Genomic DNA, 24,587 nt, shown 5'->3' with positions numbered 1-24,587 from the left:
CCTATTTTCCATTGCGACAGTTTGGTGAAATTTTGCCGATCCGGCGATTGGGGGCTTGGCACGGGCTGCGCGCCTGATTTAAATAAACGAAAGTTAGAATTCGGGAAATCCAAATATGACGCTGCCCCCCAACGTCCACGACGCCGAACCCATCCCCGCCGCTGCACGAGATGCCATCGATGCCCTGATGCAATCAGGCGACCTGTTTCGCTATACCGCACCACAGGATGCGCCGGTCGCACTGCTGGAGGCGGAATTTGCCGAACTTCTCGGCTCTAAATACGCTTTGGCGGTTTCGTCCTGCTCGGCGGCTTTGTTTCTGTCGCTGAAGGCGCTGGGTCTGCCCCGCGATGCGCGGGTACTGATCCCGGGCTTCACCTTTGCGGCGGTGCCCTCCTCGGTCGTGCATGCGGATTGCATTCCGGTCCTTTGCGAAGTGGCCGAGAACTATCGCATCGACATGGCTGATTTCGCAGCCAAGCTGGACAATGTGCAGGCCGTCATCATCAGCCATATGCGCGGCCACACCTCGGATATGGACGCGATCATGGAGCTGTGTGACGCGCGCGACATCCCGGTGATCGAAGACGCTGCCCATTCGCTGGGTACCACATGGCACGGTCGCAACATCGGGACCATCGGCAAGATCGGCTGCTTCTCGTTCCAGTCCTATAAGATGATCAATGCAGGTGAAGGCGGCATTCTGATCACCGACGATGCTGATCTGGTGGCCCGTTGCGTGATCATGTCCGGCGCGTATGAGAGCAACTGGAAGAAACACAAAACCCCGCGCGGCGATAACTCGCCCGAGTTGGAGCAGGCCTTTGCCCGCTGGCAGAACCAGTTGCCGCTGTATAACTTGCGGATGAGCAACCTCAGCGCCGCCGTGATCCGTCCGCAACTGCCGGAACTGGCGCGTCGGGTGAAAGATGGGCTGGCAAACCATGACTATGTTGCCGAGCGCCTGAACGGTTCTCCGTATATCAACGTCCCTGCCCCGTTGGCGCCCGAACGTCGCGCGCCGGATTCGATCCAGTTCAATCTGGTCGGGTTGGATGAGGACGAGATCCGCGCCTTTGCCGCCGCCTCGGACGCGCGCGGCGTCAAGGTTCAGGTTTTCGGTCTGAGCGAGAACAACGCCCGCGCCTTCTGGAACTGGCAGTTCCTGCCCGAAACGTTCGATCTGCCCCAGACCCGCGACATGCTGATGAAAGCCTGCGATGTGCGCCTTCCCGTCCGCCTGACGCGCGAGGAGTTGGATGTGATCGCCGACATCCTGCTGGCCTCGGTCGGTGAGGTGACGGGCCCGGTTCCGGTGTACGGCACCTGACACGAAAAAGGCCCGCGCGATGCGGGCCTTGCTTTTTCTGATAGTGGTATCAGTTCAACTTGGACAGCTTGTTCTGCAGCTCGGCCAGTTGCTTTTTGATATCGTCCAGATCTTCCTTGGCCTCAGGCTTTTCTTCTTCCTTGTCCGGTCCGGACCAGCCGCCGGACAGACCACCGGTCATGGCTTTCAGAAACGCCTGCTGCTGCGCCTGCAACGCGTCGAACCCGGGCATCTGCGACATCGGATTCATGGCGTTCATGTTTTCCATCATCTTGCTTTGGCTTTCGCGCAGCATCTCGAACGAGCTTTGCAGGAACTGAGGCATCATACCCCCGCCCGGCACCATATAGCTGCGCACGAGATCGTTCAGCACATTGACCGGCAGCACATTCTCGCCCCGGCTTTCATGTTCTGCGATGATTTGTAGTAGATATTGACGGGTCAGGTCGTCGCCGGTTTTCAGGTCGATGATCTGAACTTCGCGCCCGTCCCGAATGAACCCCGCAATGTCTTCGAGCGTCACGTAATCGCTGGTCTCAGTGTTATACAGCCGACGGCTGGCGTAGCGCTTGATCAATAGCGGTTTTTCTTGGTCCGACACCTTGTACCCTCCCCAAGGATGATGCGTTGCAGCGCAGGTTATGCGACTGCAGCACAAAAAGAAAGGGCAGGTCAATGGACCTGCCCAACGCGATTGCACCTGTAGGGAGGATAAGGTGCCTGTCGCGGCCGTTCTTACTTGGCGGCTGCTGCTTTCTTTGCAGCAGTCGTCACGTCGTTGGTGGCTTTCTTGACAGCTGCGGTTGCTTCTTCAGCAGCGTCTTTGCCAGCGGCCATCAGCAACTCGACGGTTTCGGTCTGAACTTTTTTCGCGATTTCTGCGAAAGCGGCCAGGTTTTCAGCTGCAACTTCAGCCGACGCGCTTGCGAAGTCGGTTGCCGCTTTGGCGTAGTCAGCAGGCTCTGCCTTTGCTTTGGACATCTCGCTCAGCTTGGCCAGGGTGTCCTTGGTCCATTTGTTCGAGATCTCGGCCGATTTCTCAGCCGCGTCCAGTGCAACGCCCGACAGCTTTTCGTTCAGGGCTGCGGTCGATTTGAAGGCACCTTCCATTGCGGTGGTGTCTACCGGAAATGCGCCCATGACGTCTTTCATGATCGCGGTAAAGTCTTGGGTCTTTGCCATTGTCCTAATCCTTTTTGCCGAACCGGGCCCACCCCGGCTTTCATCAGCTTGAGGACAATATGATTTCTGCATTGCAGCATTGCAAGTATTTTTTGCTGCAATGCAGAAAATTTTAGTTTCAAAATGAAATCAGGCGTTTGGATTGGCCACAACGTAGGTTCCGGGGGCCGGTGCAAGGGCAGGATGATCCGAATCGCCCGTGTCACGCGCCGGAACCTGCTTGCCGGACCGCTTTTTCAGCCATGCCTCCCACATCGGCCACCAGGACCCTTCGTGGAAATCCGCCTCTTTCAACCAGGTGTCGGAATCCACCTTCATCTCGGGGTTGGTGTAGTGGCCGTATTTCTTCTTGCTGGGCGGATTGACGATGCCCGCAATGTGACCGGATTCCGAAACCACAAATGTCTTCGAGCGTGAGCCCATTTTCTGCACGCCGCGATAGCAGTCTTTCCAGGCGGCAATGTGATCGGTCTCGCACGTGATCGCCATCAGCGGAACATCGACGTCGCTGACCTTTAGCTTGTGGCCCAGCAATTCGATCCCGTCGCCCGCAAACTCGTTCCGCTGGCACAGGCCGCGCAGATAATCGACGGCCATCTTTGCCGGTAGGTTCGCACCGTCCCCGTTCCAATACAGCAGATCGAAGGCCGGGGGCATCTCGCCCATCATGTAACTGCGAATGGCAGGTCCATAGACCAGATCCCGGGATCGCAGGAAGGACATCGTGCGCGCCATGATCCAGGACCGCAGAACGCCCTCTTTGTTCACTTCTTCCTCGATCCCGTCGATGAAGTCGTTTTGCAGGAACGGGGTGAATTCCCCCTGATCCGAGAAATCGGTCAGGGCCGTGAACAGCGTGGCGGACTTTACCGATTTGTCACCGCGCTGCTTCAATAGGGACAGCGTCAGGCTCAGCGTGGTGCCGGCGATGCAATAGCCGATTGCGTTGACCTGCTTGACCTTGCAGATCTTCTTGGCCTCTTCGATCGCCGTCAGAAAGCCATCCTGAATGTAATCTTCCATGCCGGTTTCGGCATAGCTTTCATCCGGGTTGACCCAGCTGACGACAAACAGTGTATAGCCCTGTTCCGTGATCCACTTGATCAGGCTGTTCTGCGCCTTCAGGTCCAGGATATAGAACTTGTTGATCCAGGGCGGGAACAGCACCACGGGCGTTTCGTAAACCGTCTCAGTCGCAGGCTTGTACTGGATCAGCTCCATCATGCGGTTGCGATAGACCACTTCGCCCGGAGTGGTGGCCAGATTGCCGCCAACCTCAAACGCGTTCTCGTCGGCCAGCTTCACGACCAACTCTCCATCATTGGCCTCCAGATCCGAAACAAGGTTTTCGAGCCCCTGAACCAGCGACTGCCCTTCTGTTTCGACGGCCTTCTGTAAAGCGTCAGGATTTGTCGCAAGGAAATTGGTCGGGGCCATCATGTCGACAATCTGTTGCGAGAAATACTGCAACCGCCGCTTGTCCTTGTCGCCCAGATCGTCGACCGAGGCGACAGCCTGCGCAATAGCCTGCGCGTTTGTCTGATATTGCTGGCGGATCAGGCGAAAATAGGGGTTGGTTTCCCACATAGGGTTCGAGAAACGCTTGTCTCCGGGCGCATTTTCCTCGTCATCGACCTCACCCGTGGCCAGTGCCTGCTGCGCCTCGGCGAAGTTCAGAACCGATTTTCCCCAATATTCGATTTGCTGTTCCAGCAGCTTGGCGGGATTTTGCCACGCCTCGGCCCAGTAGGCGGTTGCTGCTCTTGCGAAAAGCTCTTGATTCGGACCATCCAAAGCGGGGGTATGGGTCTTCTTTGTCGCCATAATTTCGATCAGGCGCTTGGACAGCGTCTCAACCTTGTCCATATTTTCTTTAAGGCGTTCAATATGTTCTTCAGTCACGTCAGGCATTTGGTCTTCACTTGTTGTCATTTTAACAATATCCCCCTAACCTCGCTGCTATGCAGAATAACGTCGTGGGTGTCGGGGGGCAAAGCGGCGAATGGTCCAAAACTCTTAGCCTTACACGCCGGAGGCAGCTTCCATGCGCTATATGATGACCTACGACCTGATGGAGACCATGCGCAACACGAACCAATGGCTTGGTTCTACCGCCAGCGCGATGGCCTCTTACCCCCTGTTTGCGATGGTTCCGAACCCGGCCTTCAGCTGGATGGCCGCCTGGGGCGAGGTGACCGAGCGGACCTTCCAGCGCATGGTCGTGAAACCTGACTGGGGGATCCGTACATTCACCTGCGAGGACGGCAAAGATCATCTTGTCGACATTACCACTGTTCTGGAACGCCCTTTTGGCGATCTCATCCATTTCAAGGTAAACGGGCGGGAAAAGCAACAGCGGAAGGTCCTTCTGGTCGCGCCGATGTCCGGTCACTATGCAACATTGCTGCGTTCCACGGTCAAAAGTCTGTTGGTCAATTGTGAGGTCTACATCACCGATTGGCATAACGCGCGTGACATTCCCGTGTCTGCAGGCAAGTTCGATGTCGAGGATTACACCCTCTACCTTGTCGATTTTATGAAAGAGCTGGGGCCCGACACCCATGTCGTCGCTGTTTGCCAGCCCGCGCCGCTGACGCTGGCCGCAACGGCCTATCTGGCCGAGCTGGAACCGAAGGCGCAGCCCAGCACTCTGACCCTGATTGGCGGCCCGGTCGATCCGGATGCGACGCCCACCGATGTCACGGATTTCGGCCGCAGGGTGACAATGGGTCAGTTGGAAGAAACCATGATCCAGCGGGTCGGGTTCAAGTACAAGGGCGTTGGTCGCATGGTCTATCCGGGCCTGCTGCAACTGGCGTCGTTCATGTCGATGAATGCCGAGCGACACTCCAAAGCCTTTTCGGACCAGATCCAGCGAGTGATCCGGGATGAGGCCTCGGACCACGACGCGCATAACCGCTTTTACGATGAATATCTGGCCGTCATGGACATGACCGCCGAATTCTATCTGTCCACGGTCGAGCGTGTCTTCAAAAATCGCGAGATTGCGCGCAACGAATTTGTTGTGGCCGGTCACAAGGTCGATATGAGCAAGATCACCGATGTTGCCGTGAAAACCGTCGAAGGCGCAAATGATGACATCTCGGCCCCCGGTCAGTGCATCGCGGCGCTGGACCTTTGCACCGGCCTTCCGGACAGCAAAAAGGCCAGCCATGTCGAGCCCGGTGCAGGCCATTATGGCATCTTTGCGGGGCGCAGCTGGCGCGACAACATTCGCCCACTTGTGATTGATTTCATGAATGAAAACAGCCGCAAGCCACAGCGCCGCGCCGCGAACAGAAACAAGGTCGCGTGATTGAAATGGGCGAGAGCGACACAACCGATCTCGCCTTTTCCTGCCAGTGCGGCAAGCTGACGGGCCGCATCACGCGTGACGGTGCGCGCCTTGCCACGCATGCCGAGTGCTTTTGCCATGATTGCCGCGCGGCCCAGTTGTATTTCGGCCAGCCCGATCCCGCCCCCGGTCCGGTTGAGGTTTTCCAGATCGCCCCCGAAGAGTTTGTGATCGAGACCGGCCATGAACATCTGGCGGCAATGAAACTCAGCCCCAACGGCATGTTGCGCTGGTATGCCAAATGCTGCAACGCGCCGCTTGCGACCACACCACGCGGACCAAAATTCCCATTTGCCGGTGTAATCGCCGCCCGGATCGCCGATAACTCGGCCCTTGGTCCGATCACAACGCGCGGGTTCATTCCCCAGCCCAACGGCAAGCAAAAGCACGAGGGGCTTGGCCCGGCCATCGTCGGCTTGGTTCGACGTGTCGCCAAATCCCGCCTGTCCGGCAGTTGGAAGAAAACTCCGTTTTTCGACCCGGCGACGGGCGAACCTGTGGTGCCCCCCAAACTGATCGACAAATCCGAACGCGACGCGCTTTACCCGTAGCGGGGTCTGGACGGCACCTGAAGCCAGCTTTGCATCGCATTGGTCACAACGCCCGGTGCCTCTAACGTTGGCAAGTGCCCTGCATTGTCCAACAGGTGCAAATCTGCGTTCGGGATCATGTCTGCCATAAAGCCGAGTTTGCGCGCAGGGGTCAGCGTGTCATGCTTTCCCCCCAAGACCAGACTGGGCGCTTTGATCCGGCACAGGGTGCCTTGCTGGTCCGGTCGCCTTTGCATGGCACGCATCTGCCGCACAAAAACCTCGGGACCCAGATCACCCGCCATCGCAAGCAGATCGTTCAGGATCGGGATCCGTTGCGGCCCCGGCGCCAGCGCGTCCGAGCCCACGACCTTGCGCATCACCTCATCCAGTCGCCCCGCCTGCGCCCCAATGATCAGGTCTTCGCGTGCAGCCGCGATTTGCGGCGTGTCAGCCTGCGCATCGGTCGAGATCAGACACAGGCGCGACACCCGATCCGGTGCGCGCCGCATGATTTCCAACGCAACCACACCGCCCAGCGCAAGCCCCGCCAGCGCAAACCGATGCGGCAACTGATCCAATAGGCTCGATGCAATTTCTTCGACCCGCTCTCCCAGTGAAATGGGGGCAACAGTCACGGCCCGTTCGCGCGACAGCACGTCGATCTGCGGGCGAAACAGTCGAGCGTCACACATAAAACCAGGTAACAACACCAACGGCTCGATCACGCGGGGCCTCCATCAGTTCGGATATCCGAACCCCTTCGTTTTCCCCCAGAATGAGAGTTTTGCCGCGACCGGGCAAGCGAAACTTCACGGGTAGGTGATGCCGCGAAAACTGGGAAAATCAGCATATCGGGCCTGCCGGGCTGCCAGTGTTTCCTCAGGCTCGGCTCCGGGCCGCAGCAGGCATCCGCGGGGCGCGATATAGCTGTCGATCCGACGCATCGGCGTAGGCCGCCAGACAAGGTTGAAAGCGCAGAGTTTGGGAAAGAACCAGATCTCGGAATAGTCCAGATGATCATGCATCCACCACGCCAGATCGCGCCAATCGCGCCCCTGTTCGTATTGGTCGGCAAACCACGGGATCACAATCGAGGCCCCGGCAATCCGCGCCGCGCCCTCGCCGCGATCCCAGATGTGACATTCCAAAGGGTTGTCATTGCGCGCGCAGTTCAGTTTGTTTTCATTGCCGAATTGGTTCAGCGACGGCGACCGATAGCCGGACCGCACTGCTATTCGGCCAAAGGTTTCCTCTAACGGGTCAAGCAGCGTCTGGCAAAAGGCGCGCCCGGTCTCAATCGCCAGATCCGGGTTGTCGGGGATGTTCTGGCGTTCGTGAAAATTGCCAATCTCGGAATACAGAAAGTCCCGCATGAAGAAATGCCGCGACAGGCGCACACGGCCCAGCGTCTCAAGGCTCCACATACTGGCCGGTTTACGCATCATCGGCTCCGATCGGAAACGGCAAGGGCGGCTATTGAACCCCTAACCCTTTCAGCCAATCCAGAATACCGGCAACCGTCGCGTCTGTTTGCCCGGGTGACATCAAGCGACCGGAAATAACATGGGATGACGGATCATCGCCCGGCCCCATCGTGACCAACTCAACCGTTGCCGGAGCGCCCCAAGCTTCAGCCACCTTATGAGTCCGGTCGGGGCGAACGACCTGATCGTCATCCGAGAACCAGAACAGGGCCGGGACCAGAGCGTCCGAGAAATCGAGCGCATAGACCGTTTCAACCAGAACTGTCATGGGCACCACGGCCTCCCAAGGATAGACCGAAGACCAGTATTTGTTCTTTTCCGGATCCGGGCCGGATACATCGCGTTCCTCCCCCATCAGAATCGGCAACCACTCCCGCGCCCAAGGCAGGCCGGGGATAAAGGCCGCAGGGGTGTTAACGCCGAAGTTGGGCGACACAAACACCATGCCAACAACATCCGCACTCAGCTCGGGATCACGCGCGGCAGCCGCAGCCAGTGTGCCCCCGGTTGAGGTCGACATGACGATCACCTTGTCCCCCACGGCCCGCGCGGCGGCCAACCCCTCTGCCATGTCCTGCATCCACCCCGAGGCGGTTGCATCGCCCATCGCAGACCCATCGCGCCCATGGCCTTGCAGGCGGGTATAGACCAGATTGGCCCCCAGCGCATCGGCAACCCTGTCAGGGACCGGCCGGATTTCCTCGGAACTGGCCGAGAACCCATGCACATACAGTACCGAATAGGGCGTGCGCTGTTCCTTGAATCCATCCTGCCAGATCACACGTTTTTCAACACCGGGAACGATGTCGTCAAAAGCGGACTCGGTGCTTTCGAAATAGACCTGAACACCCTCGCCGAACTTTCCTGCATCAAAGCTCGGATGAAGGTTTACCTCTTCCCGCGGTCCGAACCAGTAGATCAGACCACCCACCGCGACCAGTGCCAACAACAGACGCCCCAAAATCCATCCAAAACGCCGCATCAGCCTTCCCCCATCACTTCAAGAACCGTCTGTTCGATCAATCCCAGACAAGGCCCGTCCGAGAATCGATGGTCCGCATCCTTGACCAGCAACAGGCGCAGATCCGGGCTGGTTGCGTGCTCGAGCAGTCGCACAGCCGTTTCTGTGGGCACCGCGGTATCTGCGGTTCCGTGCAGACAGCGCACTGGAAATGGCAGGTCCAGTTGTGATCGCAGCACCAAACGCTGTCGGCCATCTTCGATCATCCTTTTAGTGATGATGTATGGCTCCATGTAATCCGAGGGCAGTTCGACATGACCCAAAGTCTCCAGCGCCGCCTTCTGCTCATCACTAAAGGACGACCAGTAACCATCTTCGGTAAAGTCCGGGGCAGCGGCGATAGTGACCATTCCTGCAATGCGTTCGGGGCAGGCACGCGCCAGCAACAAAGCCTGCCACCCCCCCATGGACGACCCGACAACGATCAGCGGCCCCTCGGTCAGACCCGATACAGCCGCAACAGTGTCCTCATGCCAATCCCCAATGCAGCCATCGGTAAACGCTTCGGAACTCTCTCCGTGCCCCGAATAATCAAACCGCAAAAACGCCTGCCCCCGCGCCTTTGCCCAAGCTTCCAAATGCACGGCCTTGGTGCCTTCCATATCCGATTTCAGCCCACCCAAAAAAACAATGGTCGGCCCCGCGCCTTCGCTTTTGTGATAGGCCAACCGCCGCCCCTGCGCCGTCTCCAGAAAATTCGTTGCTGCCATAAAACCCTCATTCCTTTTGCAGCATCATGCACGCCCTACCCCCAAGTGCAATTCCCGGATCACTCGTCATCTGGCCAAAAATATCCCGGGGAGCGCGAGGGGCAGCGCCCCTCGCTCCCACACTTGACACAGGCACCTCCACCTGCCACATGAGCCGAACGCAAATAACCCGCAACCGGGCGTTCAGTGGGCGCCAAACCGACGAGGAGAGCCAGACCATGGCCCTGGATTCAAAATCCGTCTCACTCACCTTTCCCGATGGCAATGCACGTTCTTATGACGCAGGCGTCACGCCTGCGCAGGTGGCTGCCGATATCTCGACCTCGCTGGCGAAAAAGGCCATCTCGGCCACGGTGAACGGCCAGCATTGGGACCTGCAATGGCCCATCGAGTCTGATTCCGACATCGCCATTCACACCATGAAGGACGAAGTTCAGGCCAACGAACTGATCCGTCACGACCTGGCCCATATCATGGCGCGCGCGGTGCAGGAAATCTGGCCCGACACCAAGGTCACAATCGGCCCGGTGATTGATAACGGCTGGTACTACGACTTCGACCGCGCCGAACCCTTCACCCCCGAAGACCTCGGCCTGATCGAGAAAAAGATGAAGGAAATCATCAATAAGCGCGACACCGTGACCACCGAGGTCTGGGACCGTCAGCGCGCGATCGATTTCTACACGGCGAATAATGAGCCCTATAAGGTCGAACTGATCGAAGCCATCCCGGGCGACGAACCGCTGCGCATGTACTGGCATGGCGACTGGCAGGACCTGTGCCGCGGCCCGCACCTGCAGCACACCGGACAAGTTCCGGGTGACGCGTTCAAACTGATGTCCATCGCCGGTGCCTACTGGCGCGGCGACAGCAGCCGCCAGATGCTGCAACGCATCTACGGCGTGGCCTTCACCGGCAAGGAAAAGCTCAAAGCGCACCTGCATATGCTGGAAGAGGCCGCCAAGCGTGACCACCGCAAGCTGGGCAAGGAGATGGACCTGTTCCACCTGCAACCCGAAGCGCCGGGCCAGATTTTCTGGCACCCGAACGGCTGGACCATCTACACCATGCTGCAGGACTACATGCGCCGTCAGCAGAAACGCGGCGGCTATGTCGAGGTCAATACCCCACAGGTCGTCGACCGCAAATTGTGGGAGGCCTCGGGCCACTGGGACAAGTATCAGGAAAACATGTTCATCGTCGAAGTCGATGAGGAACATGCCCGCGACAAGGCGGTCAATGCGCTCAAGCCGATGAACTGCCCCTGCCACGTGGAAATCTTCAAGCAGGGTCTGAAATCCTATCGCGATCTGCCGCTGCGCATGGCCGAGTTCGGATCGTGCAATCGGTACGAACCCTCGGGCGCGCTGCACGGCATCATGAGGGTGCGCGGGTTCACGCAGGACGACGCGCATATCTTCTGCACCGAAGAGATGATCGCCGATGAGACCAAACTGTTCCTCAACTTCCTGTCCAACGTCTACAAGGACCTCGGGTTCGAGAACTTCAAGGTCAAGTTCTCGGATCGGCCCGAAGTGCGCGCCGGGACGGATGAGCAGTGGGACAAGGCCGATGAACTGCTGAAAGCCGCCTGTGACGCGGCTGGATGTGCCTATGATCTGAACCCGGGCGAAGGTGCGTTCTATGGACCCAAGCTGGAGTTTGTTCTGACCGACGCCATCGGGCGCGACTGGCAGTGCGGCACCCTGCAGGTGGACTTCATTATCCCCGAACGTCTGGGCGCGACCTATATCGCAGCGGATGGTGAACGGCACACGCCGGTCATGCTGCACCGCGCCTGCCTTGGTTCGTTCGAACGTTTCATCGGTATCCTGATCGAGGAACACGCGGGCAAGCTGCCGTTCTGGCTGGCCCCGCGTCAGGTCGTTGTCGCCTCGATTACCTCGGATGCAGATGACTATGTGATGGACGTGGTCGAAACGCTCAAGGCCGCCGGTGTCCGCGCCGAGGCGGATATCCGCAACGAGAAGATCAACTACAAGGTCCGCGAGCATTCGGTCGGCAAAGTGCCGGTCATTCTGGCCGTCGGGCACCGCGAAGTTGAAGACCGCACCGTCAGTGTCCGCCGCCTTGGCGAAAAACAGACGCAGGTTCAATCCCTTGAGGCTGTAACAATTGAGCTGGGCCAGGCCGCAACCCCGCCCGACCTGCTGTAACATTCGGCACCATATCGCCGGAAATCCGACCCCTCGGAAGGGGTCGGATTGTAACATTTCCTCTTTTCTTTCTTAAAAACAGTATATTAACCTGCAAGGGGTCAATCTGTACCCTGACACGGTTGTGAGACACGGGCTCGTGAGTTTAACTGTAGCCAACTACCCACTACCTTAGTCACTGTCACAAGCAGACATACCCAGTCATCAAGAGGATTTCAGAGATGTCGAACACAGCAAAAACCCTTGTCATCGCCAGCGCAGTCGCAGCCGCCGTATCGGGTGCAGCGACCACAGCAACCGCTCAGGCCAAAGAAAAGTGCTATGGCGTTTCGCTGGCTGGTCAGAATGACTGCGCAGCAGGCCCCGGCACCACCTGCGCGGGCACCTCGACCGTTGATTATCAGGGCAACGCATGGACCTTGGTCGATGCAGGCACCTGTGCCGATATCGAACTGCCCGCACAGGCAGACGGCACCCCGCGCCAAGGCTCGCTGGAAGAGCTGGACCGCGACCTGCCGGCATAAGCTTCGGCCAAACGACTCGTAGGGGGCGGGCAATATCGCCCGCCCTTTTCTTCGCGATGAAGGAGCGTGCAAATGCTGGATGATGCCCTCAGGTCGAACCGCCTGCCCGCTGCGCCGGGTGTCGGATACAAACCGCAGCATTTCGCCCAGATTCTGGACCACGCCCAGCCCGTCGCATGGCTTGAGATTCATGCCGAAAACTACATGGGCGACGGTGGACGCCCGCTGGCGCAACTGCGCCATCTTTCAGAACAATTCCCGATCTCGGTTCACGGCGTCGGCCTTTCCATCGGCGGCGAAGGCCCCTTGGACCCGGATCATCTGGCCCGGCTGAAACATCTGGTCGGCTGGCTGAGCCCGGCCAGCTTCTCAGAGCATTTGGCCTGGTCCACCCATGACAGCCATTTCTTCAACGACCTGCTGCCCCTGCCCTACACGGATGCGACGCTGGCACGGGTCTGCGCGCATATCGATCAGGTGCAGGAGACCGTCGGTCGGCAGATGCTGCTGGAAAATCCCTCCAGCTATCTCGCGTTCGAGGAAAGCACATGGTCGGAACCCGATTTCCTGCGCGAGATCGCCAAACGCACCGGCTGCGGGCTGTTGCTGGACGTGAACAACGTCTTTGTTTCGGCCACCAATCTGGACTTCTCGCCGCAAGACTATATCGACGCCTACCCGCTGGATCAGGTGGGCGAAATTCACCTCGGCGGTCATGACGAGGACGAAGATGACCACGGCCACCCCCTGCTGATCGACAGCCACGGGCGCGAGGTTGTGGATCCGGTCTGGGCGTTGCTGGATTACGTTTTAGAGCAATCCGGTCCCAAACCTCTGCTGGTCGAATGGGATACCGATGTCCCCGATTGGCCGGTTCTGCGGGCCGAGGCCGAACGCGCGCAAGCGGCGCTGGACAGGGTTCCGGCATGACCGTCTCGCAAACGGAGTTTCACGCGGCCTTGCTGGACGCGAAGACCCCGGTGCCGGACGGGCTGACCGATGCCGAGGCGCAACCGGCGGGCCGTCGGTTCAGCGTCTACCGCAACAATGTCGCCGTTTCCCTGACCGAGGCCATGCATCAGGCCTTTCCGGTGATCGCCAAGCTTCTGGGCGCGCAGAACATGGACGGGCTGTCCGGTATCTTTCTGCGGCAACACCCGCCGACCTCGCCCCTGATGATGTTCTATGGCGAGGCGTTTCCCGCGTTTCTGGCCAACATGCCACAACTTGCGCATCTGGCCTATCTGCCAGATGTGGCGCGGCTGGAACTGGCCCTGCGGCAATCCTACCATGCGGCCGACAGCCAAGCGGCCCCGGCCGATGCGCTTGCCGTCCCGCCCGAGGATGTGATGCAAGCGCGGCTGACGTTCGCGCCGTCGATGCGGATCATCCGCTCGGACTGGCCCATTCACGCGATCTGGCGGTTCAATTCAGAACCCGATGCCCCGAAACCCACCACCGGGGCCGAGGATGTGCTGATCACCCGCCCCGAATTTGATCCGGCCCCACATCTGCTGCCACCGGGCGGCGCAAACTGGATCGGACATATTCAGTCAGGCAACACCATCGGCGAAGCGTTCGAAAAAACCGCTGTGGAAACACCTGACTTTGACCTTGGAACCACTCTGGCACTGCTTCTGCAAGGTGGTGCAATAACCTCTGTGACTATCGAAAGGCTGGCGACATGACTGCCCTGATTTCAATCCACAACAACGTTCTGGGTAAGGTGGACCACGCGTCCGGCTGGCTCACACCGACGCTTGCGCGGCTGATCTTCATCGCGGTTCTGCTGGTCTATTACTGGAATTCGGCCATGCTGAAGATCGACGGGTCGATCTTTTCGCCCTCCAGCGGGGCGTTCGGGCAGATCTTTCCCAAAGCGGCCGAGGCGGTCTTGTGGGACGTCACGCAGATGACCTTCTTCCAGCGCATCGTGATCTTCTTTGGCACCGTGGCCGAATTTGTCCTGCCCGCCCTGCTGCTGGTTGGCCTGTTCACACGCTTGGCCGCGCTGGCCATGATCGGCTTTGTCTGGGTCCAAACCATTGTTGATGTCACCGGCCACGGCGTCAAACTGGGCAGCCTGTTCAACGCTGCGCCCGATCTGATGGATCAGCGTGTGATGTGGACCTTCCTGTTCCTGGTGATCGTCATCCATGGCGCAGGTCCGCTGTCCCTGGACCGCTTGCTGCGCCTGAAATGATCTACAGCGTTTTGCGTTTTATCTGAGACACATTCATCGGAATGCGCGTTCGACCAAAGGGAGAGGCAGCGCATTCCGATTCAAGTTTAACGCAAAGCGCTTCAGAAATGCGCCTTGGGCTCGTCCGGTTTTCCAGCGGCGAGCCCAAGCACCCCGGCCACACCGGCAAACGCAATCGGGAACATGGTGAAGACACCGAACCCGAACGCGTAATACATCCCCGCCGCCGACACCAACAGCAAGACACCCGCCACCAGCGCGCGGGCATGGGCCATTGCCCCACCGACAAGAGCCAGCAGCGGTGCCACGATGGACGCCGTCTGGATCAAAGCGGGATTGTCCACCTGCTCGGCGATGCCATCGATATCGCCGAAATGCTTGATCGCCTCAACATATCCATATCCAAAGAACCCAACAATCATCCCGACCAAACCGGCGATGACACCCAAAATCATTGCGGCGTTTCGCATAAATTATCCTCGCAGTTGCGCCTGATCAGATAAGTACCCGATCACGCCACGCCAAGCTTTGCGCGCGCCTCGGCGGTCCAACCTAACGTCAATGCTCCGTCATTTTCGATCAGCGGGCGCTTCATCAGCGTCGGATGGTCTTGCAGCAATTCCAAAGCCGGGCGCGTGCGCTGCGCCTCATCCAATCCACGCCAGGTTGTCGAGCGGGTGTTGAGCAAAGCCCCGCCGAACTCGGCAAAAGCCTGCGCCAGTACAGTTTCGGGAACTCCGTCGCTGCGCACGTCTAAAAACTTGGCATCTGGTAGTGATTTCAGCGCCTTACGGCAGGTGTCGCATGTTTTCAGACCATAAAGGCGCATTTGGGGACTGCTCCGGTATTTGTTTCAATTTTAGGCGATTGTGCCAGTTTCCAGCGGTTATTCTTGATTTTTTACTTCACCGTGCAATGTTGAAAAAGGTGAAACGTGCAAATCGGACTGTAACCCGATCAGGAAACAGTCCGTTTTTTGCGGTCTTGCCAACCACCGCCCCACCAATTTGTGGGACAATGCGAAAGTAGAAGGAGACACGGGAGATGCCAACTGGCACCGTGAAATGGTTCAATACCACCAAAGGCTATGGGTTTATTGCCCCTGACGAAGGGGGCAAAGATGTGTTTGTTCATATCTCGGCCGTAGAACGGTCCGGACTGACCGGGCTCGCAGACAATCAGAAAGTCTCGTACGAGTTGCAGGACGGGCGCGATGGCCGTCAGATGGCAGCTGATTTGAAGCCGTTGTAACGACGCCCCCGTGTGACGCGGGGTTCTTCAATTAAGATTGGCGGCCAATTTCCGGCCGTCAATCGCCCCCTTTTCCGGCGAATGCCCTACCCCCGTGCTGGCTTGTCCTCGGCATGCGTGTGCCAGTCTTGTCCCATCGCAACGATGCAGGACGTACCGGCGGCATAGGTCACGACCATGGTCCAGTCGCCCCTTTCGCTGCTCCAGACCTCCATGATCTGTTCAGGGCCACGCATTCCCGTGGCCACACGCTCGGACCGGAATTGTCCCTTGAGCTTGTCATGTAGCCGTTGAGTCGGCTCGCACAACACCTCGGCAATCGGGGATTTGGCCTGCGCGGGCACAGCCAGCGCAAAGGTCAGGCCCAGAACGGAAAGAAACGAAGCATGGGTCATGAAACCAAGGTAACAGTTTCATGACAACCTGTATAGCGGATTGATATGCGCCCGGTTCAGCCTTCGCGGATGATGGCCTCAAACTCACGCCATTCGCGCGCGGTCATTCCCGAGTTGTCTTGCGTGACCGTTTCACCCGCCAACATCCGACGCAGACTGTTGACCATCTGAGCCGACAGATTGACCGCGCCAAGGCGATAATCCTCGAACGCGCGATATGCGAATGGGACCCAATCGGCCACGATCTTGCACATCATCTCGGCATAGACCCGGATCTCGTATTGCGCATGCGGGTCAGCGCGCAGGCGCAGGAAGTGGAACAGGTTGTGCAGGTCGACCTTCCAGTACCACTGCGTATAAACGTTCGCGGGCAGGTTCATCCGCGCCAATTCGCGCGCCAACCCCTGTTGGCCGTCCTGATTGATCATCGCCTCGTAATTGTCATAGCAGCGGGTGCTGTCGGCCTTCAGGATTTCCAGCACGCGCGCGGCCTCTTCCCCTTCCAGCGCCGAACCGCGCCCCTGATTGTTCACCTCGGACTGGGCAGCGACATGTTCGGGCGCGGGGATATAGAACTCACGATCCAGAATCGAATACCGCGCCGAGTATTCGTTCACATTGGCGGTCCGGTGGCGAATCCACTGACGGGCCACAAAGACCGGAAGCTTGACGTGCAGCTTGACCTCGCACATCTCGAACGGGGTCGAGTGCCAGTGCCGCATCAGATAGCGGATCAGCCCCTCATCATTCTGGACGGATTTCGTGCCTTTGCCATAGGACACGCGCGCCGCCTGACAGATCGCGGCATCGTCGCCCATATAGTCGATCACGCGCACAAAGCCGTGGTCCAGCACCTGATGCGCGGTATACAGGTGATTTTCCATTCCCGCTGCAACGACGCGGCGTGTTTGATGCGACTGCGCGCGTTGCGCTTCGATCTCGGCCTGTTGGTCGGCAGACAGCGGCATGAAAACATCCTTTCCGATAATGAGTCGCCGCCTACTATATATCGTCAATTCCGGCGCTGGAACCGCATGATGTGCCGCACATGGACGATTTCCGGAAATGTGTTCGCAGCCCCCCTCGACACGCCCCCGCAGCGCGCTAAGCTGATGGCGAACTCATGCAGAATAAGGATTGCCGTGATGGGGCTGAAATATCTTCACACTATGGTTCGGGTGAAAGATCTGGAAAAATCTCTGGCGTTCTACGAGTTGCTCGGCCTCAAGGAAACACGCCGCTATGACAGTGAAGAGGGCCGGTTCTCGCTGATCTTCATGGCGCCTCCGGGGCAAGAGGATCGACCGATTGAACTGACCTATAACTGGGATGGCGACGACGAGCTGCCAAATGACAGCCGCCATTTCGGCCACCTCGCCTATGGGGTCGACAATATTTACGAGACATGCCAGCACCTTCAGGACAATGACGTGGTGATCAACCGGCCCCCGCGTGACGGGCGCATGGCATTTGTGCGCTCGCCCGACAATATCTCGGTCGAACTGCTGCAGAACGGCGATGCGCTGGAACCGGCGGAACCCTGGGTCAGCATGGGCAACACCGGCCACTGGTGATCCGCACCTTGATAGCCGTGGGTCTGGCCGCGCTGGCCAGCCCTGCCCAGGCCGAGACCTGCCGTCTGGCCCTGGCATTGGCGCTGGATATTTCGGTGTCGGTGGATGAAAGCGAAGACTCGCTGCAACGGCAAGGGCTGGCCGCCGCCCTGATCGCGCCCGAGGTTCAAGAGGCCTTTTTCTCCTCACCCATGCCCGTTGCCCTGGCTGTTTACGAATGGAGCGGGCGGTCCACGCAGCATATCATCATGGATTGGCGGATGATCCGGAACACCGGCGATCTGCTGGCCGCCGCGACACAGATCAGCCAATCCGAACGGTCGGATGCCGGGTCGGCTACGGCGATGGGCTATGCGCTGGCCTTTGGGGCGACCTTGCTGCAACGGGCCCCGCCCTGCCTGTTTCAGACGATCGATCTGTCGGGGGACGGGTTGAACAATGACGGGTATGGCCCGCAGAACGCCTATCGGCACTTTCCGTTCCGCGACGTGGTGGTCAACGGGCTGGTCATCAATGCCGCTGATTTTGAAGGCGAATTGTTCCTGATCCCGTTTTTTGAGAACAACGTTCTGCACGGCCCCGGCGCGTTTCTTGAGGTGGCGCAGGGGTTTGAAGATTTCGAACGCGCAATGCGCCGGAAACTGGAACGGGAATTGCGGGGCCTGCAAATTGGGGCGTTGCAGGACGTGACCGAATGATGCTGCGCATCCTGATGACATCGCTGTGTCTGCTCGCGACTCACGCCACCGCTCAGTGCAGGCAGGCTCTGGCTTTGGGGTTGGACGTGTCGGGCTCGGTCGACGCGCAGGAGTACAGGTTGCAACTGCGCGGGCTTGCGGCAGCTCTGCGTCGTCCGGACGTAGCGCGTTTGATCCTGTCCAATCCTGGCGCGCCTGTACGGATTGCCGTGTTCGAATGGAGCGAACCCGATCATCAGAAACTGCTGTTGGACTGGACCGAGATCCGCACCCAGTTTGATCTGACCCGCATTGGGCAACAGCTAGATGCCGTGAAACGCAGCCCTGCCCCGCAAGGCACCGCCGTGGGTTCGGCCATGGCCTTCGGTGCCAATCTGCTGATCCGGCAAGAGTGTTGGAAGCGGACGCTGGACCTATCCGGCGATGGCAAACACAATCTGGGGCCGCATCCGCGCAAAGTAAAATCTCAACTGCACTCCACCGGCATCACAATCAACGGGCTGGTCATTGGCGCAGACGATCCGAGACAAGGCGATCAACGGCAGGTGCAGGTCGGTGAGCTTTCAGCCTATTACAACACTTGGGTCATCCTCGGCCCGGATGCGTTTGTCGAGGTCGCCCTGGGATTTGATGCCTACGAAGATGCCATGGCGCGCAAACTGATCCGAGAGCTGGAGGGCCTTGTGCTGTCGGACGCGCGCCCCGGATCAGTAGATATAGCGGATTTGGTCCGTCCAGTAACGCTCGACCCGGCGCAATGAGTTTGTAATATCATCGATCCCTTCCAGGCCCAGCACACCGCGATTTTGCAACCCTTCGGCATGGCGGGCAAACAGGTCTGACACAATGTCCCGAATCTCGCGCCCGCGCGGCGTCAGGCGCACCCGGACCGAACGTCGGTCTATCTCGCACCGTTGATGGTGCATATACCCCATCTCAACCAGTTTCTTGAGGTTGTAGCTGACATTGCTGCCCTGATAGTAACCCCGGCTCTTCAACTCACCCGCCGTCACCTCATGATCGCCGATGTTGAACAGCAACAGCGCCTGAACTGCGTTGATTTCCAGCACGCCGACCCGCTCGAACTCGTCCTTGATCACGTCCAGAAGCAAGCGGTGCAACCGTTCCACCAGGGCCAGCGCCTCAAGATAGCTGGTCATGAACCCTTTGGTCCCCGGTGCCGAGACCTGCAATTCCATACTCATCCAACCCTCCGATTCAGTCGTGCCTTTCCGACACGATGAACCGAAATCCCGAAAAATCAGTTAAGCCTGTTTTATCCTTACTTTTGAAAGGTCTGGGCGATATCCGCGATCAGGTCGGCCAGTGCCTCGGGCGGTTGGACCTGCCCTGTCACCCATTGATACAGGTCCTGATCGTTTTCGCTGAGCATCGCATCATAGGTGTCCAGACCGTCGGCATCCATTCCGTCAAGATTGCGGTCAGCATAGGCGGTCAGGATCAGGTCCATCTCTTTGATGCCTCGCCGCATCGACCGCATTTTCATCCGTTTGATCCGAATATCGCGGGGTTCGGTCATTTGCTGGCCTCCAGCATCAGGCGCAGTTTCTTTTCCAGCCGCGCGGCGCGTTCCGAGCAGGCGCGCATCTCACCCCGGATGGCGCGCAGTTCGGCCACGGCCCCCGCCAGATCCAGATTTGCATGCTCCTCATCCACAGGCGCATCCATCCCCTCGCCTTCGCCGGTCAGCAGCCACTTGATCGAGACGTTGACCATCCCAGCCATCATCGACAGACGGTTAGCGCGCGGCTCGGCCAGGTCGTTTTCCCAATCCCCGATCGTTGACTTCTTGACCCCCAGCCGACGCGCCAGTTCGGCCTGCGTCATCCCGGCCGCCTCGCGTGCGCCTGCCAGCCGATCCCCAAATGTCGCCGCGTCTGGTCCGAACCAATCGTTTTCGTCGCTCATTCAGGTCTCCGATTCCCGGTTTCATATCGCTTGATCGTCATTCGGGCGCACCCTATGACAGTCAGGCTGAACATACAAACCGAGGCCGCCCATGAGTTTCCTGTCTGCGACATTGTCCCGCGTCAAACCTTCGCCGACCGTCGCAATGACGGCCAAAGCGGCCGAATTGAAGGCCGCCGGGCGGGACGTCATCGGCCTCAGCGCCGGTGAGCCGGATTTTGACACGCCGCAGAACATCAAGGACGCCGCCGTTGCCGCGATTGCCGCTGGCAAGACGAAATACACGGCCCCCGACGGCATCCCCGAGCTGAAACAGGCCGCCTGCGCCAAGATGAAGCGCGATCACGGGTTGGACTATACGCCCGCACAGATCTCGGTCGGGACCGGCGGCAAGCAGACGCTTTATAACGCGCTGACGGCCACGATGAATGACGGGGATGAGGTTATCATTCCCGCCCCTTATTGGGTCAGCTACCCGGATATGGTGCTGCTGGCGGGTGGCACACCGGTAGTTGTCGAAACCAGCGTCGAGAACAGCTTCAAACTGACGCCCGAGCAGCTTGAGGCCGCGATCACCCCCAAAACCAAGTGGTTCATCTTCAACTCACCGTCGAACCCCACCGGCGCGGGCTACAGCCGGGATGAGTTGAAAGCCCTGACCGATGTGCTGATGCGTCACCCGCAGGCCTGGATCATGTCGGACGACATGTATGAACATCTGGCCTATGACGGGTTCGAGTTTTGCACCCCTGCCGAAGTGGAACCGGGGCTTTATGATCGCACGCTGACCTGCAACGGGGTTTCCAAGGCCTATGCGATGACCGGCTGGCGCATTGGTTACGCGGCCGGGCCGGTCGAGATCATCGCAGCCATGCGGAAGATCCAGTCTCAGTCGACCTCGAACCCCTGCACGGTCAGCCAATGGGCGGCGGTCGAGGCGCTGAATGGGACACAGCATTTTCTGGCCACCAACAACAAGATTTTCAAACGCCGCCGCGATCTGGTGATCGGCATGTTGAACGAGATTGACGGGGTGCAATGCCCCACCCCCGAAGGCGCGTTTTATGTCTACCCTTCCATCGCCGGGCTGATCGGCAAGACCACCCCGGCAGGTACCCTGATCGACAACGACGAAACCTTTGCAACCGCCTTGCTGGAAGAGGCCGATGTCGCCGTCGTCTTTGGTGCCGCCTTTGGTCTGTCGCCGAACTTCCGCGTCAGCTACGCAACCTCGGACGAGGCCCTGACCGAGGCCTGCACCCGCATTCAGACCTTCTGTGCGTCCTTAACCTAGGCGGAGCCTCTCATGTCCACTGAATTGCCCGAATACTACTTTCGTGTCCGCGAGAATGGTGCGGCAGTCTTTCGGATCGACACCGAGAACCGCCAGCGCCGGATCGAGATGGACCAGATCGCGGTCATCAATATCCGCAACGGCGAGGTCAAACCACACGGTCAACGCACGCTGAGCGAGGCTGACAAGGCCGAAATCGCGCGTTGGATGGATGCGCGCAAGGCCCTGCTGGCCCAGCGCGACATCGACGACATCCATCGCGCGGTCGATTACCTGAACCTGACCACCCAGTGGGCACAGTCCAAAGCGACGGACGAACAGCTGGAAGACGTTACCGACAGGCTTTTGATGGCAATGCACGATCTGCGCTCGGTCCTGGTGCGCAAAAAGGCGGATCGGATGGGGAAAGAGTAACGGCTATTCCGCCGGAACCCCAACCTCGCGCACGGAACGCATCCAGAACCGGGCCATCAACAGCACCGCCGCGCAGGCCAGTCCAAGCACAAGGCCCAGCCAGACGCCAATTCCGTCCATCCCCCGGATAAAGCCAAAGTAATAGGACGACGGAAGCCCCACGACCCAATAGCTGAGCGCCGCCATCAGCATCGGGATTTTCGCATCCTGCAAGCCGCGCAACAGCCCCAGCGCAATGACCTGAGCGCCATCGACCAGCTGGAACAACGCGGCCATCGCCAGCAATCCGGTACCGATCATCAGGATCTGCCCGCGTTGCGGGTCGTCCGCCTCCATGAACAGGGAAATCAGCGGCTCGGCGCAGGTCAGGAACAGGATGATCGTCAACACGGACATCACCAGCGACATGGCAGTGACCGCGATTGCGCCTTTCTCGAGGTGCGGGCGATCCCGACGGCCCAGCGCGTTGCCCGCCCGAATGGTCGCGGCATTGGACAGGCCCAGATGCACCATGAACGTGGCCGACGCGAGATTGAGCGCGATCCCATGCGCGGCCAGAGGTACCTGCCCCAGCCAGCCCATCATGACAGCCGATGTCGCGAACAGCGTCACCTCGGCCAAGGTCGTCAGCCCGATTGGCACACCAAGGCGCAGGACGCTTCCGAACATCTCCCAATCGGGGCGCCAGAACCGGCGGAACAGGCTGTGTTCCGGCAGCACCTTCACGGCATAAATCACCACGGCCACCAGCGACACGACCTGCGTCACGATCGAGGCAATCGCCGCCCCCATGACCCCAAGCTCGGGCGCGCCCCAATTGCCGAAGATCAGCGCATAATTCGTCAGGCCGTTGACGACCGCAGCGACGACCGTGATCCACAGAACGATCTGAGTACGTTCAAGCGCCGCAAGGTAGGATTTCAGCACCATCACCAGCAGCGCCGGGAACAGACCCCATCCGGCCACACGCAAGTATTCCGCTGCGGTTTCAGCCACTTGCGGCTCTTGCTTCAAGGCGATCAGGATCGGGTGCGACCACCACAGCAGCGGCATCATCAGCGCCGCGTATAGCAGGGACAGCCACAGCCCCATCCGGGTCGAGCGGCGAATGCTGGTCTCATCCTCTTCGGCCGCAGCGGTGGCCACCATGGGCATGACGGCCCAGCCGAACCCGGCCCCGAACAGGAACAAAACAAAGTAATAGCTGCTGGCCAGCGTCACCGCCGCCAAAGCCTCGACCCCGTACCAGCCCAGCATGATCGTATCGGTCAAGCCGATGGCAAACTGCGCCAGATGCCCACCGACCAACGGCAGGCCCAGCACAGCAATGGCCTTGAAATGGGCCGGATATGTCATCACCTTGTTCATCCGACCAGCCATATGCCCGGCTTGACGCCGGGACAAGACCAGATCAAACAAATTTCAAATTGAGACTAATCCGGCCTCTCCCTGCCATCGGTGAAACGCGAAACTGGGGAAACCTTCACCGCGCCTCGGGATGCAGGGCAGTGCCCAGAATATGCTCGGACCGGTGGATGACGTGATGGGCTTGCCCGACGATCAGGGGATCGGGTTCGCCAACGATGTCATGATCCTTGCCGGGGTAGTCCAGCGTCGACAGGAAATGGCGCATACAATTCAAACGCGCGCGTTTCTTGTCGTTCGATTTGACAATGGTCCAGGGCGCATCAGCGGTATCGGTGTAGAAAAACATCGCCTCTTTCGCCTCGGTATAGTCGTCCCACTTGTCCAGGCTTGCCTTATCGATGGGCGACAGCTTCCATTGCTTCAACGGATCGGTCTCGCGGCTTTTGAACCGGCGCTGTTGCTCGTCCTGCGTGACCGAGAACCAATATTTGTAAAACTGAATGCCCGAGCGGACCAGCATCCGCTCCAGATCCGGTGTCTGCCGCATGAATTCCAGATACTCGTTGGGCGTGCAGAACCCCATCACACGTTCCACCCCTGCCCGGTTGTACCAGGACCGGTCGTAGAACACCATTTCGCCCACTGTCGGCAGTTCCTGCACGTAGCGTTGGTAATACCACTGGCCCTTCTCTTCCCATGTCGGTTTGTTCAACGCGACCACACGCGCCTGACGCGGGTTCAGATGCTCCATGAACCGTTTGATCGTGCCGCCCTTGCCGGCCGCGTCGCGCCCTTCGAACAGCAGGACAAAGCGCTGCCCTGTCTCCTGTGCCCAAAGCTGCACTTTCAGCAGCTCGGCCTGTAACAGCGCCTTTTGCTTTTCATAGGCCGGACGGGCCATCTTGCGCCCATAAGGGTATTTCCCACTTTCAAACGCCTTGCGGATTTCTTCCGGGCCGGGTGTTGAGTTTTGCGTGTTTTGAGGCGGAACCTGCTGGTTCGGAACGGATTTCAGATCGAGTTGAGCCACTGCGTCCATGCACATTTTCCTTTTTCACTGTCCTGCAGAAGCTCTAGCAGAAACAGGGAAAATGCGCTTTGATTGGTATCAAACTGATGCCCGAAAACGCCGATTGTTCCGAAGT

Annotated in this window: 30 protein-coding genes; 14 read left to right on the top strand and 16 right to left on the bottom strand. The window is 59.1% G+C overall.

Annotated elements, in window-relative coordinates; all coding sequences use genetic code 11:
• Positions 1-115: 115 nt before the first annotated feature.
• Positions 116-1,330: an aminotransferase class I/II-fold pyridoxal phosphate-dependent enzyme gene (locus tag ACR0AC_RS05570; RefSeq protein ID WP_170449696.1), complete on the top strand. Its 1,215-nt coding sequence runs from the start codon at positions 116-118 to the stop codon at positions 1,328-1,330.
• Positions 1,331-1,379: 49 nt separating this feature from the next.
• On the opposite strand, the gene phaR is transcribed toward ACR0AC_RS05570, so the two are convergent.
• The 3 genes from phaR to ACR0AC_RS05555 form a co-directional block, all read right to left on the bottom strand.
• Positions 1,380-1,931, bottom strand: a complete 552-nt coding sequence (phaR, locus tag ACR0AC_RS05565) for a polyhydroxyalkanoate synthesis repressor PhaR (protein WP_170449693.1) — start codon at positions 1,929-1,931, stop codon at positions 1,380-1,382.
• 134 nt (positions 1,932-2,065) lie between these two features.
• Complete coding sequence (locus ACR0AC_RS05560) at positions 2,066-2,512, bottom strand: phasin family protein (protein WP_170449690.1); 447 nt, start codon at positions 2,510-2,512, stop codon at positions 2,066-2,068.
• A 129-nt stretch (positions 2,513-2,641) separates the two neighbouring features.
• Positions 2,642-4,444: a PHA/PHB synthase family protein gene (locus ACR0AC_RS05555; RefSeq protein ID WP_480872312.1), complete on the bottom strand. Its 1,803-nt coding sequence runs from the start codon at positions 4,442-4,444 to the stop codon at positions 2,642-2,644.
• Positions 4,445-4,556: 112 nt separating this feature from the next.
• Between ACR0AC_RS05555 and phaZ the strand changes: the two genes are divergently transcribed.
• Together phaZ and ACR0AC_RS05545 are read left to right on the top strand one after the other, a co-directional pair.
• The gene (gene phaZ, locus ACR0AC_RS05550; protein ID WP_170622033.1) at positions 4,557-5,828 is read left to right on the top strand and encodes a polyhydroxyalkanoate depolymerase; all 1,272 of its coding nucleotides are present in this window, start codon (positions 4,557-4,559) and stop codon (positions 5,826-5,828) included.
• Positions 5,829-5,833: 5 nt separating this feature from the next.
• A complete protein-coding gene (locus ACR0AC_RS05545; protein ID WP_170622034.1) occupies positions 5,834-6,418 on the top strand; it encodes a DUF6151 family protein in 585 nt (194 codons plus the stop codon).
• Here ACR0AC_RS05545 and ACR0AC_RS05540 read toward each other — a convergent pair.
• From ACR0AC_RS05540 to ACR0AC_RS05525, 4 genes are all read right to left on the bottom strand, one after another.
• A complete protein-coding gene (locus ACR0AC_RS05540; RefSeq protein ID WP_480872310.1) occupies positions 6,409-7,125 on the bottom strand; it encodes an alpha/beta fold hydrolase in 717 nt (238 codons plus the stop codon). The two genes, ACR0AC_RS05545 and ACR0AC_RS05540, sit on opposite strands and share 10 nt — an antisense overlap.
• Positions 7,126-7,209: 84 nt before the next feature.
• Positions 7,210-7,824 carry a hypothetical protein gene (locus tag ACR0AC_RS05535; protein ID WP_170452995.1) on the bottom strand — a complete coding sequence of 205 codons (615 nt, stop codon included), beginning with the start codon at positions 7,822-7,824 and terminating at the stop codon, positions 7,210-7,212.
• A 49-nt stretch (positions 7,825-7,873) separates the two neighbouring features.
• Positions 7,874-8,866: an alpha/beta hydrolase gene (locus ACR0AC_RS05530; RefSeq protein ID WP_480626196.1), complete on the bottom strand. Its 993-nt coding sequence runs from the start codon at positions 8,864-8,866 to the stop codon at positions 7,874-7,876.
• On the bottom strand, positions 8,866-9,615 hold the full coding sequence (locus tag ACR0AC_RS05525) for an alpha/beta fold hydrolase (RefSeq protein ID WP_170449657.1): 750 nt from the start codon (positions 9,613-9,615) through the stop codon (positions 8,866-8,868). Before ACR0AC_RS05525 ends, ACR0AC_RS05530 begins: the two co-directional genes overlap by 1 nt.
• Before the next feature lie 218 nt (positions 9,616-9,833).
• Between ACR0AC_RS05525 and thrS the strand changes: the two genes are divergently transcribed.
• The 5 genes from thrS to ACR0AC_RS05500 all read left to right on the top strand — a co-directional run bounded on the left by thrS (position 9,834) and on the right by ACR0AC_RS05500 (position 14,519).
• Positions 9,834-11,792: a threonine--tRNA ligase gene (gene thrS / locus ACR0AC_RS05520; protein WP_170449653.1), complete on the top strand. Its 1,959-nt coding sequence runs from the start codon at positions 9,834-9,836 to the stop codon at positions 11,790-11,792.
• A gap of 221 nt (positions 11,793-12,013) precedes the next feature.
• A complete protein-coding gene (locus ACR0AC_RS05515) occupies positions 12,014-12,316 on the top strand; it encodes a BufA1 family periplasmic bufferin-type metallophore (RefSeq protein WP_170449650.1) in 303 nt (100 codons plus the stop codon).
• A 72-nt stretch (positions 12,317-12,388) separates the two neighbouring features.
• A complete protein-coding gene (gene bufB / locus ACR0AC_RS05510; RefSeq protein ID WP_170449647.1) occupies positions 12,389-13,246 on the top strand; it encodes an MNIO family bufferin maturase in 858 nt (285 codons plus the stop codon).
• Complete coding sequence (locus ACR0AC_RS05505; protein WP_480872307.1) at positions 13,243-14,004, top strand: HvfC/BufC family peptide modification chaperone; 762 nt, start codon at positions 13,243-13,245, stop codon at positions 14,002-14,004. Before bufB ends, ACR0AC_RS05505 begins: the two co-directional genes overlap by 4 nt.
• On the top strand, positions 14,001-14,519 hold the full coding sequence (locus ACR0AC_RS05500) for a DoxX family protein (protein ID WP_170622038.1): 519 nt from the start codon (positions 14,001-14,003) through the stop codon (positions 14,517-14,519). The genes ACR0AC_RS05505 and ACR0AC_RS05500 overlap by 4 nt, the downstream gene beginning before the upstream one ends.
• A gap of 101 nt (positions 14,520-14,620) precedes the next feature.
• Here ACR0AC_RS05500 and ACR0AC_RS05495 read toward each other — a convergent pair whose 3' ends face one another.
• Together ACR0AC_RS05495 and ACR0AC_RS05490 are read right to left on the bottom strand one after the other, a co-directional pair.
• The gene (locus ACR0AC_RS05495; RefSeq protein ID WP_170449639.1) at positions 14,621-14,989 is read right to left on the bottom strand and encodes a hypothetical protein; all 369 of its coding nucleotides are present in this window, start codon (positions 14,987-14,989) and stop codon (positions 14,621-14,623) included.
• Positions 14,990-15,030: 41 nt separating this feature from the next.
• On the bottom strand, positions 15,031-15,348 hold the full coding sequence (locus ACR0AC_RS05490; RefSeq protein ID WP_480626199.1) for an ArsC/Spx/MgsR family protein: 318 nt from the start codon (positions 15,346-15,348) through the stop codon (positions 15,031-15,033).
• Positions 15,349-15,563: 215 nt separating this feature from the next.
• Here ACR0AC_RS05490 and ACR0AC_RS05485 point away from each other — a divergent pair, with 215 nt between their 5' ends.
• On the top strand, positions 15,564-15,770 hold the full coding sequence (locus ACR0AC_RS05485) for a cold-shock protein (protein WP_008758035.1): 207 nt from the start codon (positions 15,564-15,566) through the stop codon (positions 15,768-15,770).
• An 86-nt stretch (positions 15,771-15,856) separates the two neighbouring features.
• On the opposite strand, the gene ACR0AC_RS05480 is transcribed toward ACR0AC_RS05485, so the two are convergent.
• Both ACR0AC_RS05480 and thyX read right to left on the bottom strand, forming a co-directional pair.
• Complete coding sequence (locus ACR0AC_RS05480; protein ID WP_170519620.1) at positions 15,857-16,165, bottom strand: hypothetical protein; 309 nt, start codon at positions 16,163-16,165, stop codon at positions 15,857-15,859.
• A 56-nt stretch (positions 16,166-16,221) separates the two neighbouring features.
• A complete protein-coding gene (gene thyX / locus ACR0AC_RS05475; protein ID WP_480872304.1) occupies positions 16,222-17,133 on the bottom strand; it encodes an FAD-dependent thymidylate synthase in 912 nt (303 codons plus the stop codon).
• A gap of 177 nt (positions 17,134-17,310) precedes the next feature.
• Here thyX and ACR0AC_RS05470 point away from each other — a divergent pair, with 177 nt between their 5' ends.
• The 3 genes from ACR0AC_RS05470 to ACR0AC_RS05460 are packed head-to-tail and all read left to right on the top strand — an operon-like array spanning position 17,311 to position 19,198.
• Positions 17,311-17,739: a VOC family protein gene (locus tag ACR0AC_RS05470; RefSeq protein WP_170449626.1), complete on the top strand. Its 429-nt coding sequence runs from the start codon at positions 17,311-17,313 to the stop codon at positions 17,737-17,739.
• Positions 17,736-18,437 (top strand): DUF1194 domain-containing protein, encoded by a 702-nt coding sequence (locus ACR0AC_RS05465; RefSeq protein WP_480872302.1) that lies wholly within the window; start codon positions 17,736-17,738, stop codon positions 18,435-18,437. The genes ACR0AC_RS05470 and ACR0AC_RS05465 overlap by 4 nt, the downstream gene beginning before the upstream one ends.
• Positions 18,434-19,198 (top strand): DUF1194 domain-containing protein, encoded by a 765-nt coding sequence (locus tag ACR0AC_RS05460; RefSeq protein ID WP_480626202.1) that lies wholly within the window; start codon positions 18,434-18,436, stop codon positions 19,196-19,198. Before ACR0AC_RS05465 ends, ACR0AC_RS05460 begins: the two co-directional genes overlap by 4 nt.
• Here ACR0AC_RS05460 and ACR0AC_RS05455 read toward each other — a convergent pair.
• The 3 genes from ACR0AC_RS05455 to ACR0AC_RS05445 all read right to left on the bottom strand — a co-directional run bounded on the left by ACR0AC_RS05455 (position 19,145) and on the right by ACR0AC_RS05445 (position 20,366).
• Positions 19,145-19,642 carry a winged helix DNA-binding protein gene (locus tag ACR0AC_RS05455; RefSeq protein WP_170449617.1) on the bottom strand — a complete coding sequence of 166 codons (498 nt, stop codon included), beginning with the start codon at positions 19,640-19,642 and terminating at the stop codon, positions 19,145-19,147. The genes ACR0AC_RS05460 and ACR0AC_RS05455 overlap by 54 nt on opposite strands.
• Positions 19,643-19,719: 77 nt before the next feature.
• On the bottom strand, positions 19,720-19,977 hold the full coding sequence (locus ACR0AC_RS05450; RefSeq protein ID WP_170519632.1) for a succinate dehydrogenase assembly factor 2: 258 nt from the start codon (positions 19,975-19,977) through the stop codon (positions 19,720-19,722).
• Entirely contained in the window at positions 19,974-20,366 is a 393-nt protein-coding gene (locus ACR0AC_RS05445) for a helix-turn-helix domain-containing protein (protein WP_170519635.1), read from the bottom strand. Before ACR0AC_RS05445 ends, ACR0AC_RS05450 begins: the two co-directional genes overlap by 4 nt.
• 91 nt (positions 20,367-20,457) lie before the next feature.
• Between ACR0AC_RS05445 and ACR0AC_RS05440 the strand changes: the two genes are divergently transcribed.
• Positions 20,458-21,660 (top strand): pyridoxal phosphate-dependent aminotransferase, encoded by a 1,203-nt coding sequence (locus tag ACR0AC_RS05440; RefSeq protein WP_480872298.1) that lies wholly within the window; start codon positions 20,458-20,460, stop codon positions 21,658-21,660.
• Between the two features lie 12 nt (positions 21,661-21,672).
• A complete protein-coding gene (locus ACR0AC_RS05435) occupies positions 21,673-22,074 on the top strand; it encodes a hypothetical protein (protein ID WP_170519641.1) in 402 nt (133 codons plus the stop codon).
• Positions 22,075-22,077: 3 nt separating this feature from the next.
• On the opposite strand, the gene ACR0AC_RS05430 is transcribed toward ACR0AC_RS05435, so the two are convergent.
• Both ACR0AC_RS05430 and ppk2 read right to left on the bottom strand, forming a co-directional pair.
• Positions 22,078-23,430 carry an MATE family efflux transporter gene (locus ACR0AC_RS05430; protein ID WP_480872296.1) on the bottom strand — a complete coding sequence of 451 codons (1,353 nt, stop codon included), beginning with the start codon at positions 23,428-23,430 and terminating at the stop codon, positions 22,078-22,080.
• Positions 23,431-23,557: 127 nt separating this feature from the next.
• Positions 23,558-24,481 (bottom strand): polyphosphate kinase 2, encoded by a 924-nt coding sequence (ppk2, locus tag ACR0AC_RS05425; protein WP_170628460.1) that lies wholly within the window; start codon positions 24,479-24,481, stop codon positions 23,558-23,560.
• Between the last annotated feature and the right edge of the window lie 106 nt (positions 24,482-24,587).

Source organism: Ruegeria sp. H7 (assembly GCF_056532945.1).
The sequence above is the reverse complement of the archived record's forward strand: the minus strand, read 5'-3'. Positions and strand labels throughout refer to the sequence as shown.

What these genes read in the sequence shown, in the direction of transcription:
- ACR0AC_RS05570 (WP_170449696.1), top strand. Translation starts at nt 116, where the DNA reads ATGACGCTGCCCCCCAACGTCCACGACGCCGAACCCATCCCCGCCGCT.
- ACR0AC_RS05560 (WP_170449690.1), bottom strand. Translation starts at nt 2,512, where the DNA reads ATGGCAAAGACCCAAGACTTTACCGCGATCATGAAAGACGTCATGGGC.
- ACR0AC_RS05555 (WP_480872312.1), bottom strand. Translation starts at nt 4,444, where the DNA reads ATGACAACAAGTGAAGACCAAATGCCTGACGTGACTGAAGAACATATT.
- phaZ (WP_170622033.1), top strand. Translation starts at nt 4,557, where the DNA reads ATGCGCTATATGATGACCTACGACCTGATGGAGACCATGCGCAACACG.
- ACR0AC_RS05545 (WP_170622034.1), top strand. Translation starts at nt 5,834, where the DNA reads ATGGGCGAGAGCGACACAACCGATCTCGCCTTTTCCTGCCAGTGCGGC.
- ACR0AC_RS05535 (WP_170452995.1), bottom strand. Translation starts at nt 7,824, where the DNA reads ATGTGGAGCCTTGAGACGCTGGGCCGTGTGCGCCTGTCGCGGCATTTC.
- ACR0AC_RS05530 (WP_480626196.1), bottom strand. Translation starts at nt 8,866, where the DNA reads ATGCGGCGTTTTGGATGGATTTTGGGGCGTCTGTTGTTGGCACTGGTC.
- ACR0AC_RS05525 (WP_170449657.1), bottom strand. Translation starts at nt 9,615, where the DNA reads ATGGCAGCAACGAATTTTCTGGAGACGGCGCAGGGGCGGCGGTTGGCC.
- thrS (WP_170449653.1), top strand. Translation starts at nt 9,834, where the DNA reads ATGGCCCTGGATTCAAAATCCGTCTCACTCACCTTTCCCGATGGCAAT.
- ACR0AC_RS05515 (WP_170449650.1), top strand. Translation starts at nt 12,014, where the DNA reads ATGTCGAACACAGCAAAAACCCTTGTCATCGCCAGCGCAGTCGCAGCC.
- bufB (WP_170449647.1), top strand. Translation starts at nt 12,389, where the DNA reads ATGCTGGATGATGCCCTCAGGTCGAACCGCCTGCCCGCTGCGCCGGGT.
- ACR0AC_RS05505 (WP_480872307.1), top strand. Translation starts at nt 13,243, where the DNA reads ATGACCGTCTCGCAAACGGAGTTTCACGCGGCCTTGCTGGACGCGAAG.
- ACR0AC_RS05500 (WP_170622038.1), top strand. Translation starts at nt 14,001, where the DNA reads ATGACTGCCCTGATTTCAATCCACAACAACGTTCTGGGTAAGGTGGAC.
- ACR0AC_RS05495 (WP_170449639.1), bottom strand. Translation starts at nt 14,989, where the DNA reads ATGCGAAACGCCGCAATGATTTTGGGTGTCATCGCCGGTTTGGTCGGG.
- ACR0AC_RS05490 (WP_480626199.1), bottom strand. Translation starts at nt 15,348, where the DNA reads ATGCGCCTTTATGGTCTGAAAACATGCGACACCTGCCGTAAGGCGCTG.
- ACR0AC_RS05485 (WP_008758035.1), top strand. Translation starts at nt 15,564, where the DNA reads ATGCCAACTGGCACCGTGAAATGGTTCAATACCACCAAAGGCTATGGG.
- ACR0AC_RS05480 (WP_170519620.1), bottom strand. Translation starts at nt 16,165, where the DNA reads ATGACCCATGCTTCGTTTCTTTCCGTTCTGGGCCTGACCTTTGCGCTG.
- thyX (WP_480872304.1), bottom strand. Translation starts at nt 17,133, where the DNA reads ATGCCGCTGTCTGCCGACCAACAGGCCGAGATCGAAGCGCAACGCGCG.
- ACR0AC_RS05470 (WP_170449626.1), top strand. Translation starts at nt 17,311, where the DNA reads ATGGGGCTGAAATATCTTCACACTATGGTTCGGGTGAAAGATCTGGAA.
- ACR0AC_RS05460 (WP_480626202.1), top strand. Translation starts at nt 18,434, where the DNA reads ATGATGCTGCGCATCCTGATGACATCGCTGTGTCTGCTCGCGACTCAC.
- ACR0AC_RS05455 (WP_170449617.1), bottom strand. Translation starts at nt 19,642, where the DNA reads ATGAGTATGGAATTGCAGGTCTCGGCACCGGGGACCAAAGGGTTCATG.
- ACR0AC_RS05450 (WP_170519632.1), bottom strand. Translation starts at nt 19,977, where the DNA reads ATGACCGAACCCCGCGATATTCGGATCAAACGGATGAAAATGCGGTCG.
- ACR0AC_RS05445 (WP_170519635.1), bottom strand. Translation starts at nt 20,366, where the DNA reads ATGAGCGACGAAAACGATTGGTTCGGACCAGACGCGGCGACATTTGGG.
- ACR0AC_RS05440 (WP_480872298.1), top strand. Translation starts at nt 20,458, where the DNA reads ATGAGTTTCCTGTCTGCGACATTGTCCCGCGTCAAACCTTCGCCGACC.
- ACR0AC_RS05435 (WP_170519641.1), top strand. Translation starts at nt 21,673, where the DNA reads ATGTCCACTGAATTGCCCGAATACTACTTTCGTGTCCGCGAGAATGGT.
- ACR0AC_RS05430 (WP_480872296.1), bottom strand. Translation starts at nt 23,430, where the DNA reads ATGACATATCCGGCCCATTTCAAGGCCATTGCTGTGCTGGGCCTGCCG.
- ppk2 (WP_170628460.1), bottom strand. Translation starts at nt 24,481, where the DNA reads ATGGACGCAGTGGCTCAACTCGATCTGAAATCCGTTCCGAACCAGCAG.